This window comes from uncultured Pelagimonas sp. (assembly GCF_947498515.1).
Classification (GTDB): Bacteria; Pseudomonadota; Alphaproteobacteria; order Rhodobacterales; family Rhodobacteraceae; genus Pelagimonas.
Map to the genome: position 1 here is coordinate 119,276 of NZ_CANMKO010000006.1, position 11,079 is coordinate 130,354.

General features: G+C 57.3%; 10 protein-coding genes. 3 read left to right on the top strand and 7 right to left on the bottom strand.

The annotated features are described in order from the left end of the window. Positions 1-63 precede the first annotated feature (63 nt). The 6 genes from serA to paaI all read right to left on the bottom strand — a co-directional run bounded on the left by serA (position 64) and on the right by paaI (position 6,704). Entirely contained in the window at positions 64-1,662 is a 1,599-nt protein-coding gene (gene serA / locus Q1A43_RS12775; RefSeq protein WP_299926578.1) for a phosphoglycerate dehydrogenase, read from the bottom strand. 69 nt (positions 1,663-1,731) lie between these two features. Next, the gene (locus tag Q1A43_RS12780) at positions 1,732-2,877 is read right to left on the bottom strand and encodes a phosphoserine transaminase (RefSeq protein ID WP_299935719.1); all 1,146 of its coding nucleotides are present in this window, start codon (positions 2,875-2,877) and stop codon (positions 1,732-1,734) included. 173 nt (positions 2,878-3,050) lie between these two features. Continuing rightward, the gene (locus Q1A43_RS12785; RefSeq protein WP_299926582.1) at positions 3,051-3,620 is read right to left on the bottom strand and encodes a TetR/AcrR family transcriptional regulator; all 570 of its coding nucleotides are present in this window, start codon (positions 3,618-3,620) and stop codon (positions 3,051-3,053) included. 115 nt (positions 3,621-3,735) lie between these two features. Beyond that, the gene (gene paaK / locus Q1A43_RS12790; protein WP_299935722.1) at positions 3,736-5,040 is read right to left on the bottom strand and encodes a phenylacetate--CoA ligase PaaK; all 1,305 of its coding nucleotides are present in this window, start codon (positions 5,038-5,040) and stop codon (positions 3,736-3,738) included. Positions 5,041-5,083: 43 nt separating this feature from the next. Beyond that, positions 5,084-6,274 carry a 3-oxoadipyl-CoA thiolase gene (gene pcaF / locus Q1A43_RS12795; RefSeq protein WP_299935725.1) on the bottom strand — a complete coding sequence of 397 codons (1,191 nt, stop codon included), beginning with the start codon at positions 6,272-6,274 and terminating at the stop codon, positions 5,084-5,086. Then, the gene (gene paaI, locus Q1A43_RS12800; RefSeq protein WP_299935728.1) at positions 6,267-6,704 is read right to left on the bottom strand and encodes a hydroxyphenylacetyl-CoA thioesterase PaaI; all 438 of its coding nucleotides are present in this window, start codon (positions 6,702-6,704) and stop codon (positions 6,267-6,269) included. The genes pcaF and paaI overlap by 8 nt, the downstream gene beginning before the upstream one ends. Before the next feature lie 126 nt (positions 6,705-6,830). Between paaI and paaZ the strand changes: the two genes are divergently transcribed. From paaZ to Q1A43_RS12815, 3 genes are read left to right on the top strand one after another with little or no spacing between them, the layout of a single operon-like run. After that, a complete protein-coding gene (gene paaZ / locus Q1A43_RS12805; RefSeq protein ID WP_299935730.1) occupies positions 6,831-8,843 on the top strand; it encodes a phenylacetic acid degradation bifunctional protein PaaZ in 2,013 nt (670 codons plus the stop codon). A 40-nt stretch (positions 8,844-8,883) separates the two neighbouring features. Continuing rightward, on the top strand, positions 8,884-9,672 hold the full coding sequence (locus Q1A43_RS12810; protein WP_299935732.1) for a PaaX family transcriptional regulator C-terminal domain-containing protein: 789 nt from the start codon (positions 8,884-8,886) through the stop codon (positions 9,670-9,672). A gap of 39 nt (positions 9,673-9,711) precedes the next feature. Further along, positions 9,712-10,053: a DUF2794 domain-containing protein gene (locus tag Q1A43_RS12815; RefSeq protein ID WP_299926600.1), complete on the top strand. Its 342-nt coding sequence runs from the start codon at positions 9,712-9,714 to the stop codon at positions 10,051-10,053. Here the strand turns inward: Q1A43_RS12815 and speB are convergent, their stop codons facing one another. Beyond that, positions 10,054-11,010, bottom strand: a complete 957-nt coding sequence (gene speB / locus Q1A43_RS12820) for an agmatinase (RefSeq protein WP_299935735.1) — start codon at positions 11,008-11,010, stop codon at positions 10,054-10,056. Positions 11,011-11,079 lie beyond the last annotated feature (69 nt).

Here is an 11,079-nt window from a genome sequence, read left to right on the forward strand (position 1 = left end):
AGCGGAAAAGAATATGCAAAGAAAAACGCCGCCCCGGTAAGGGCGGCGCTTTGAAAGCTTAGTTTAGGCAACGTCAAACTGAAGCGGTTTGACCTGTTTGAACATGCCCGTGTCGCCAAGCTTGGCGATCACATCCGCCGGAACCGGCGCATCGACATAAAGCAGGGCAATCGCACCACCGCCCACTTCGGAGCGGCCAAGGGTAAAGTTGGCGATATTCACGCCGTGTTCGCCCATTGTCTGGCCCAAGGTACCGATGATGCCCGGCACGTCTTTGTTGGTGGTGTAAAGCATATGCGCGCCAACTTCGGCGTCGATATTGATGCCTTTGATCTGGATAAAGCGCGGTTTGCCGTCGCTAAACACAGTCCCGGCCACGGAACGCTCCATATCGTCGGTCACAACAGTGATCTTGATATAGCCGTCAAAGGTGCCTGCCTTGTCTTGGTTGGTCGTGCTGATCTGAATGCCGCGCTCTTTGGCGACAACAGGGGCGGAGACCATGTTCACATCAGGGTTGGCCTTTTTCATGATCCCGGCAATGGCGCTACAGTTCAGCGCCTCAAGGTTCATTTCGGCGGCAACACCGTCATAGAGGATATTGATGGCTTTGATCGGCTCGTCGGTCATCTGACCGGCGAATGCGCCGAGATGCTCGGCCAGTTTGATCCATGGACCCATAACCTTGGCTTCTTCGGCGGTCACAGACGGCATGTTCAGCGCGTTTTCAACGGCACCGGTCAGCAGGTAGTTCGACATCTGGTCGGCAACCTGAAGGGCCACATTTTCCTGGGCTTCGGTTGTCGCCGCACCAAGGTGCGGCGTGCAGACAACGTTGGGGAGGTTGAACAAGGCGTTCTCTTTGGCGGGCTCTTCCTTGAACACGTCAAAGGCCGCACCAGCAACGTGACCGGATTTCAGCAGCTCGGCCAGCGCCTCTTCGTCAACCAGACCACCGCGGGCACAGTTGATGATGCGCACGCCTTTCTTGGTTTTGGCAAGGTTCTCAGCGCTCAGGATGTTTTCGGTCACACCGGCAATGAAAGGAACATGCAGGGTAATGAAATCAGAGCGGCTCAGCAGTTCGTCCAGCTCAACCTTTTCAACGTGCATTTTTTCGGCTTTTTCGTCCGAGAGGAAGGGATCATAAGCGATGACCTTCATCTTGAGGCCGCGCGCACGATCACAAACGATGCCACCAATGTTGCCTGCACCAATAACGCCAAGCGTTTTGTTGGTTAGCTCAACACCCATGAACTTAGACTTTTCCCATTTGCCAGCATGGGTGGATTCACTTGCCTCTGGGATTTGACGCGCCACGGCGAACATCATCGCGATGGCGTGCTCGGCTGTGGTGATCATGTTGCCAAACGGCGTGTTCATCACGATCACGCCCTTTTTGGACGAGGCTTCTTTGTCGACGTTGTCGGTGCCGATACCGGCGCGACCGATGACTTTCAGGTTGTCGGCTTTTTCAAGCAGAGCAGCCGTGGCTTTGGTCGCGGAACGAATAGCAAGACCGTCGTATTGACCGATGATTTCTGCCAGCTTTTCTTTGTCTTTGCCCAGTTCGGGCATGAAATCAACGTCGATACCGCGATCGCGGAAAATCTGAACGGCGGTTTCGGAGAGTTTGTCGGAGACGAGAACTTTGGGGGCCATGATAGTGGTCCTTGAATATAGGGAGGGAACGGGGCCGCGCATGGGGCCCCGCGTTTTCACCAGAATGTCTTAGGCTTGCGCGTCGATTTCGGCAGCAAAGGCGTATTCGAGCCAAGGCAACATCGCCTCGATGTCGGCGGTCTCGATTGTACCACCACACCAGATCCGCAGACCGGCAGGCGCATCGCGATAGGCACCCACGTCCAACGCAACACCTTCGGCCTCAAGCCGCTTGGCGATCGCTTTGGCAAAGGCGGCACCGTCTTTGATGCGGTCATCTGTGAACTTCAGGCAAACCGATGTGTTCGACCGTGTCGCCGGATCAACCGCAAGGTTGGCGATCCAGTCACGCGCTTCACAGAAATCCCAAACGGCTTTGGCATTGGCTTCGGCACGATTGATCAGCCCCTTAAGGCCGCCAACAGACCGCGCCCAATCCAGCGCAACCAGATAGTCTTCGACACAGAGCATCGACGGCGTGTTGATCGTCGCACCGGTAAAGATACCGTCGATCAGCTTGCCACCTTTGGTCAGGCGGAAGATTTTTGGCAGCGGCCAAGCCGGTGTGTAGCTTTCGAGACGCTCTACAGCGCGTGGGGACAGGATCAGCACGCCGTGTGCCGCTTCGCCACCCAGAACCTTCTGCCAAGAGAAGGTCGTCACATCCAGTTTGTCCCAAGGCAGGTCCATCGCGAAAGCGGCCGATGTGGCGTCGCAGATGGTTAGACCGTCACGGTCCGCCGGGATCGCGTCGCCATTTGGAACCCGCACACCCGAGGTGGTGCCGTTCCAAGTAAAGACAACGTCATTGTTAAAGTCGATGGTCGCGAAATCGACGATCTCACCGTAATCGGCGGTTTTGACCTCGGCGTCGATTTTCAGCTGTTTGACAACATCGGTGACCCAGCCAGAGCCAAAGCTTTCCCAAGCCACCATCTCGGCCTTGCGTGCGCCGAGCATCGACCACATCGCCATTTCCATCGCGCCAGTGTCGGACGCCGGAACGATGCCGATTTTGTAATCAGCGGGAATACCCAACAGCTCGCGCGTCTCTTCGATCGCGGCTTTCAGCTTGGATTTGCCAATAGCGGCACGGTGCGAGCGGCCCAAAGGCGCGTCAGCAAGTTTATCCAGCGAGAATGTGGGGATTTTGGCGCAAGGGCCGGAAGAAAAACGCGGGTTAGCCGGCCGCGTGGCAGGTTTAGTCATAGCCATTGATGCTATCCTTACAGATATTCGCCCTTCGTTGGGGAAGGGTGTCCCGCTGCCGGACCTATCCGTCGCCTTGCGGTCGCGCAAGTCGGAAAAATGCAAAAAATGGCCGTTTTCGACTTATGGAGGAGACAACTTGGAGCGGATCGGAAACATGACGGTTTGGTTAACACCCTTCAAAGCCGCGCTAGACCGCCTTCCACAAAGTCCCCCGCCAACTCTGCATACTCTTGACGAGAAAGGCCTTTTCCCGGCCGATGCCACATGTAAAACCAATTGAGGATACCATACACCGTCATGGTGGCGGCCCGTAGCCGTTCTGGGTCCATCCCCGGTTTGACCGCCTCGATTGCGACGCTCATCGCCTCGATCAAATAGCGCTGCGCCGCCAAAAGCGGGGTCTGCATCTCCGCAGGAAGGGCGGACAATGATTCGAGCTGAAGCTTGTGCTCGGCGTCCGCATCCTCATAGGAATCCAGAATTGCAGCGATCAAAGCGCGCAACCCTTTGGGCGCGCTTTCCTCAACCACATTCACCAATTCGGTGAGATGCGCGTCAAGAATATCAAACAGCAACGCTTCTTTGCTGTCGTGGTAGTGATAGATCAGCGCCTTAGAGACACCGATTTCCCGCGCGGCCCCATTCATCGACGCACGATCAAACCCGTGCCGGGCAAAATAGGCCGCGGCCCCTTTGCGCAGGGCCTCACGTTTCTCGTCATGGTTTCGGGCTATTCCGCGCGGCATTTTTTTTCCTCTGTTGGCGGGTCGGTCTCTACCCAGCGCACCCCAATTTGAAAAGCGCTTGATGGGACGGTGGGTGGGGCGGCGCTCGCACGCGAGCCAGCGTCACCCCGTCCCATCAATCCTTGGGCCGATTGTCGACAATCCGCACCGCTTTGCCTTGGCTACGTGCCACGCCACCGGGCGAATCCACGTCAACCTTGACCGATATACCAACCACCTGTTTGACCTTGGCCGCCAGCTCTTTACCGGCCATATCACCAAGTTCCACCGTATCAGGTAGCGTCTCAACTTTGACCCGCATCTCATCCTTGTGCCCCACTCGGTTCAGCTCAAGCTGGAAGTGCGGAGCAAGCGAGGCAACGGTCATCAATTGTTCTTCAATCTGGGTCGGGAAGACGTTGACGCCGCGCAAAATGATCATGTCATCACTGCGGCCGGTCACCTTTTCCATCCGCCGCATTGACCGCGCAGTTCCCGGCAAAAGCCGTGTCAAATCGCGGGTCCGGTAGCGGATGATTGGAAACGCTTGTTTCGTCAAAGACGTAAAGACCAACTCGCCCATTTCGCCATCTTCTACCACCTCACCGGTCTCCGGGTTGATGATCTCAGGATAGAAATGATCCTCCCAAATATGCAGACCATCTTTGGTTTCCACACATTCATTGGCGACACCGGGGCCGATGACTTCAGACAGCCCATAAATATCCACCGCGTGCATATCAAAGGCCTCTTCGATCTCAAGACGCATTGCGTTGGTCCAAGGTTCCGCCCCAAAAATCCCAACCTTGAGCGGGCTTTTGCGTGGGTCCAACCCCTGCGCGGCATATTCATCAATGATCGAAAGCGCATAGGATGGCGTGACCGTCATACCGGTTGCACCGAAATCCTCGATCAATCGAACTTGGCGTTGGGTCATTCCACCCGAAATTGGCACCGTTGTTAGGCCAAGTTTCTCGGCCCCGCCATGGACACCAAGACCTCCGGTAAACAAACCATATCCATAGGCATTGTGCAAAACATCACCGGGGCGCAGGCCCGAGGCCCGCAAACAACGCGCCACAACCGACCCCCACATATCAAGGTCATCGCGGGTATAGCCCACAACCGTCGGCTGCCCCGTCGTGCCCGAAGACGCATGCACGCGGATCACCTGTTCGCGCGGCACGGCAAACATCCCAAATGGGTAATTCGCCCGCAGATCGCCTTTTACGGTGAACGGAAACTTGGCCAAATCCGAAAGCGTTTTGAGATCATCCGGATGCACACCGGCATCGTCAAACGCCTTCTTATAATGCGGTACATTCTCATAGGCGTGCCGCACCGACCATTTCATCCGCTCCAACTGCAGCGCAGAAATTTCATCGCGCGAAGCGATTTCAATCGGGTCCAGATCCTCTTTGCGAGGGGTGAGATCCTCCATGGCGCGTCCTCCTCCGACTTGCCGATATGTCTTTAGCTCAGGTTTAACTCAGGCGTTCCATCACCAAAGCAATCCCCTGCCCCACACCAATACACATGGTGCAGAGCGCATATTTCCCGCCGGTTTCTTGCAACGTATGGCCCGCCGTCAGCGCCAAGCGCGCACCCGACATCCCCAAGGGATGGCCCAGCGCAATCGCGCCGCCGTTCGGATTCACATGCGCCGCGTCATCCGCCAGCCCAAGGTCTCGCATGACGGCCAGGCCCTGCGATGCAAAGGCTTCGTTGAGCTCAATTGTGTCCATCTGGCCGATATTCAAACCCAAGCGATCCAACAGCTTTTTCGAGGCTGGTGCCGGGCCAAAGCCCATGATCCGTGGCGCCAACCCCGCCGTCGCACCGCCCAGAATCCGGGCAACCGGCGTTAGCCCATGTTTCTCTGCCGCTTCTGGCGAGGCGATAATCAAGGCGGCCGCGCCATCATTCACACCCGAGGCATTGCCCGCCGTCACACTACCGCCGTCGCGAAACGGGGCGCGCAAGCTGGCCAGTTTTTCCAAAGATGTCAGGCGCGGATGCTCATCCGTATCCACAACAATAGGGTCACCTTTGCGCTGGGGAATGCTCACCGGAGTGATTTCCCGCGCCAAACGCCCCGAGTCTATTGCCGCCGCTGCTTTTTCTTGCGAGCGATAGGCAAATGCGTCCTGATCAGCCCGTGAAATGTTGAAGTCTTCGGCGACATTCTCGGCGGTTTCCGGCATGGAATCGACGCCGTATTGCGCCTTCATCTGCCTGTTGACGAACCGCCATCCGATAGTTGTGTCATAGATTTCAGCCTGACGGGAGAAGGCGCTGGTGGCTTTGCCTTGGACAAAAGGCGCGCGCGACATGCTTTCGACGCCCCCCGCCAAAACCACCTCGGCCTCGCCGCATTTGACCGCCCGTGCCGCCATCATCACCGCATCAAGGCCCGATCCACAGAGCCGATTGACGGTGACACCCGGAACATCTTCGCCCAATCCGGCCAGCAATGCCGACATACGCGCCACGTTGCGGTTGTCTTCGCCCGCTTGGTTGGCGCAGCCCATGATGACCTCATCAATCGGCAGACCTTCGGGCACCACGGCGCGCATCACACCAGCCAATAAATCATCCGGACGCACCGAAGACAAAGCCCCACCATAGCGGCCAATTGGTGTTCTGCTGCCCTGACAAAGCCATGCTTCACGCATCTAAATTCTCCTGAAAGTGATTTCCTTTGACGGTGCGGGACAAACCCCGCATCAATGCCACCTTGCGACCATCCTCGCCCGTGACCGCGACATCGTAAACGCCCGAACGACCCGGTTTGGCCTGTTCGATCGCCGTCGCGGTCAGCCTCTCACCGGCCTTGCCCGGCAAGAGATAGGTCACCTGACATTCCTGCCCGACCGTGACTTCATTGTAGCTATTGCAGGCAAAAGCAAAGGCGCTATCGGCCAGCGTAAAGATGAACCCGCCATGGCACGAACCATGACCGTTCAAAAATTCGGGTCGAACAATCATCGACAACACCGCCCGTCCCGGGCCGACCTCGTCGATCCGCATCCCAAGGTTTTGACTGGCCGTATCCGTGGCCCACATGGCCTCGGCGGACCGCTCGGCGCGCTCTTGTGGTGTCATGATGTCCTCCTGTCGCCACGATGCACAAAGCCGACCGCGCGGTCAAGTATGTTGATTTCTGTTTTTGTTTGGACCATGGTGCACCGCAACACGGCCCCGGATAAGGCCAATTGCGGAGGACACAGAATGCTGGAACCAAATAGCTATGCCTATGGGCGCTGGATCACCCCCGGCGCATCGGCCAAAAACATCATCAGCCCAGTCAACGGTGCGGCAATAGCCCGCGCCGGCGGCAGCGACTTGGATTTTGGAGCGATGATCACCCACGCCACGCAGGTTGGCGGCCCAGCATTGCGTGCAATGACCTTCCATCAGCGCGCCAAAATGCTCAAAGCTCTGGCGGTCTACCTCGATGGTCGCAAAGAAGAGCTCTATGCGATCAACCCGCTGACTGGAGCGACGCGCAAGGATGGCGGCATCGACATTGATGGCGGTATCATCACCATGATGGTTATCGCCTCAAAAGGTCGACGCGAAATGCCAGATGGGCATGTCTATGTTGATGGCGATATCGAACAGATTTCGCGTAAAGGCACCTTTTTGGCCCAGCATATTGCAACGCCATTACAAGGGGTTGCGGTACATATCAACGCCTTCAATTTTCCGGTATGGGGGATGTTGGAAAAGCTGGCACCGACTCTGTTGGCTGGCGTGCCCGCTATCGTGAAACCCGCGACCCAGACCTGTTTTCTAACCGAGGCCTGTGTGCGGATGATCGTCGATTCGGGCATTTTGCCAGACGGCGCGTTGCAGCTCATCGTTGGTGGCACCGGCGATCTTCTGGATCGTCTTGGCCCACAGGACGTGGTGGCCTTTACCGGTTCGGCTGATACAGCGCTCAAACTGCGCAGCAATCCCAACATCATGCGCAATTCTACCCGCTTTACGGCGGAACAAGACAGCCTTAACGCCTCGATTCTTGGCCCTGATGCCGTTGCCGGAACACCCGAGTTTGACTTGTTCATCAAGCAAGCCGCATCGGAGATGACCACCAAGGCCGGGCAAAAATGTACCGCTATTCGTCGGATGATTGTTCCCGAAGGTCAGATGGATGCCGTCACCGAAGCCCTGTCTGAACGGCTCAAGAAAATCACCATTGGTGACCCGGCGGGTGATGCGCGTATGGGTGCATTGGTTTCCGGCGGGCAACGGGCAGATGTGCTTGAAAAAGCGGCGATGATTGGCACCGAGGCCGAGCAAGTACTTGACCAAAACGCCTTTGACGTACCCGATGGCCCCGGCTTCCTTGCCCCGATGTTATTCCGTTGCGCCGATCCGGACGGTGCGCAAAATATCCATGCGATCGAGGCCTTTGGCCCGGTGTCGACGCTGCTGCCTTATCGTGACACAGCCCATGCAGCGGAACTCGCCAATCGTGGCCAAGGCTCTCTTGTTGCGTCGCTCATCACGCATGACCCACAGGTTGCACGCGACGTGACCCTATGCAGCGCCGCATGGCATGGCCGCTTGTACATCAGTGACCGCGACAGCATGGGCGAAGGCACCGGCCACGGCTCTCCGCTTCCCCATCTTGTCCATGGTGGCCCCGGCCGTGCCGGAGGCGGCGAAGAGCTTGGCGGGGTACGCGGCGTTTTGCATTATATGCAGCGCACCGCGATCCAAGGTGGCCCGGATGTTTTGACCGCGATCACCGGCCAATGGGTGCCGGGGTCCAAGCAGAAAACTGGCCCCGATCATCCGTTCCAACGCACCTTTCGCGAGATTGAGATTGGTGAAACCATTGTCACCGATCCACGCGAAGTCACCTTGTCCGATATCGAAAAATTCGCCCATTTCACCGGTGATACGTTCTACGCGCATATGGATGACGATGCGGCCAAGGCCAACCCGTTCTTTCCCGGTCGCGTTGCGCATGGATACCTGCTGCTTAGCTTTGCCGCCGGTCTATTTGTACAACCCGACCCCGGCCCAGTTTTGGCTAATACTGGGCTCAACAGCCTGAGTTTCCAAAAACCGGTAAGCCCCGGAGACACGGTTCATGTGCGCCTAACTGCCAAGCGCAAGACCCAACGCACCGACGACTATGGCGAAGTGGCGTGGAATGTCACCCTGTTCAATCAGGACACGGAGCAGGTGGCGCAGTATGAATTGCTCACCATGGTCTCATACGAGCGCTAACGCGGTTGCACATGGGCAACAAGCCTTTAGACTCAGGGGTATGGATCCGCTTCAACCCCTGATCGACAACCTACATTCCGACGGGCGACCCCGTGTTTGGTCGCTTGTCATTACCGTTTTTGGCGATAGCGTTCAGCTGCGCGGCGGGCGGGTTCCTGCGGTGCGTTTGAACCGGTTGCTAGGCCGGGTTGGCATTGAATCCGGGGCGCTACGCACGTCGCTATCGCGATTGTCGCGTGACGGCTGGGTCGAGGGCCGCAAATCCGGACGCACAAGCAGTTACGCTCTAACCCCATCAGGCACCACGCAGTTCGGCCCCGCAACGGCCCGCATCTATGCGGCACCGCGCAATGGCCCCGTTGCGGACTGGACCTTTTCGACGCAAGAAGTTGCCGGCGCGCTCCGGGTTGCGGGCGGTTGGCTTTCACCGTCCAAAGTCACAACATCCGGTTTCCAAATCACCGGCAGCCTGTCCAAAAACAGCGCCGATGACATCTGGAACGCCTTGGCATCCGATCATGTGGCCGCGCTTGGTAAGCTTGCCGATGACCTCGCGACCCTTGCAGGACTTGACCCAGATCCGATAGACGCCGCCGCCGCGCGCACCTTGCTTATCCATCGCTGGCGACGTTTGGTTTTGCGTCATCCCGAAGTCCCCGCCGAGCTAACCCCAGCGGATTTTGCCCCCCATGACATTCACCGCGCCGTGGCCGACGCCTATGCGCGTTTGACCCCTATGGCTGAACAATGGCTCGACCTTGCCCAAGGGGATATGCCCGCCATGCCCAATGCCACGCCCGCCCTCGCAAAACGATTTGGTCAGGCGTAATTCACTTGATCCTAACGCAAAACAACGCAACCTTGAGGTATGAACAGTCTGACACCTTTTCCTGGCGGCCCCAAAAGCAACGAGGTCGTCGCCTTTCAACGCCCCGAATTGGGGGTGATCATGTCCCTTTATGGTCGCATGGTCGCCGCTGGCGAATGGCGGGACTATGGCATATCGACATTGCGCGACGTCGCCGTTTTCTCTGTGTTCCAACGCACCGCCGAACATCCGCTTTATCGCATCGAAAAGCGGCCAAAGCTGCGCAACAAACAAGGTGAATATGCGATTTTCAGTGCCGACGGACAGGTGTTGAAACGTGGCCATGACCTAAAAACTGTGCTGCGCGTTCTTGAGCGCAAACTCATCCGCGCGGTGAAGTAATCAGCGCGACAGCATCGCGCAAAGTAGTTCAAACATGACAGAAACGCCCAAGAACGCGGTTCCGCCGCCTTCATCAAAGGGCGGCGACACCTCGACCATATCGGCCCCGACAATGTTCAAACCATAAAGCTCGCGGCACACTTGCAGCGCCTGAAAACTATTCGGGCCACCGACTTCGGGTGTTCCCGTTCCGGGCGCAAAAGTTGGATCAACGAAATCAATATCGTAGCTAACGTAGGTCGGGTTTTGCCCAACGATGTCACGCGCTTCGGCCATCACATCGGGAATGCCACGGGCAAAAAACTCTTCGATCGTAATGATACGAATACCATTGGCGGCGGCGAAATCGCGATCTTCACTATCATACATCGTGCCACGAATGCCGATTTGTACGATACGTTTCGGGTCCAAAAGACCCTCTTCAACGGCCCGGCGAAACGGCGTGCCGTGTGTATACATCGTTCCGCCAAAATAGGAATGGAACAGGTCGGTGTGGCTGTCAAAATGCACCATGCCCAAGGGACCATCTTTGGCCAAAGCGCGCAAAACGGGAAGCGAGGTCAGATGATCCCCACCGGCCGTCAGAGGCCGGATGCCATTGCCGACCAGTTGATCATAAAACGCTGTGATCCGCGCCATGCTATCCTGAATATCCGCCGGATTTGGCCCGACATCCCCAAGATCGGCGCAATTCACCATCTCGAACGGGCGCATCCCTGACACCGAGTGCTGGGCACGGATCATGGTTGAGGCATCGCGAAGTTGACGCGGGCCGTGCCGTGGACCGGGTCGATTGGTTGTGCCACTGTCCCAAGGTACGCCGACCAAGCCAACATCGACGTCACCAAAGCGTGGGTGATCGGGGGCGACATGAGGTAGGCGCATAAATGTCGGCACCCCCGCAAAGCGCGGCAAATCAAACCCCGAGATCGGGTGGAAAAACGGATCGGATGTCATGGGGCACCTTTTGTCTGAACACACCTATGATTGCAGGCTTTGACGGTGAGGCAAGCCTAAATCTTTTCT

Coding starts and splice junctions, on each gene's coding strand:
- serA (WP_299926578.1), bottom strand. CDS start 1,662: ATGGCCCCCAAAGTTCTCGTCTCCGACAAACTCTCCGAAACCGCCGTT.
- Q1A43_RS12780 (WP_299935719.1), bottom strand. CDS start 2,877: ATGGCTATGACTAAACCTGCCACGCGGCCGGCTAACCCGCGTTTTTCT.
- Q1A43_RS12785 (WP_299926582.1), bottom strand. CDS start 3,620: ATGCCGCGCGGAATAGCCCGAAACCATGACGAGAAACGTGAGGCCCTG.
- paaK (WP_299935722.1), bottom strand. CDS start 5,040: ATGGAGGATCTCACCCCTCGCAAAGAGGATCTGGACCCGATTGAAATC.
- pcaF (WP_299935725.1), bottom strand. CDS start 6,274: ATGCGTGAAGCATGGCTTTGTCAGGGCAGCAGAACACCAATTGGCCGC.
- paaI (WP_299935728.1), bottom strand. CDS start 6,704: ATGACACCACAAGAGCGCGCCGAGCGGTCCGCCGAGGCCATGTGGGCC.
- paaZ (WP_299935730.1), top strand. CDS start 6,831: ATGCTGGAACCAAATAGCTATGCCTATGGGCGCTGGATCACCCCCGGC.
- Q1A43_RS12810 (WP_299935732.1), top strand. CDS start 8,884: ATGGATCCGCTTCAACCCCTGATCGACAACCTACATTCCGACGGGCGA.
- Q1A43_RS12815 (WP_299926600.1), top strand. CDS start 9,712: ATGAACAGTCTGACACCTTTTCCTGGCGGCCCCAAAAGCAACGAGGTC.
- speB (WP_299935735.1), bottom strand. CDS start 11,010: ATGACATCCGATCCGTTTTTCCACCCGATCTCGGGGTTTGATTTGCCG.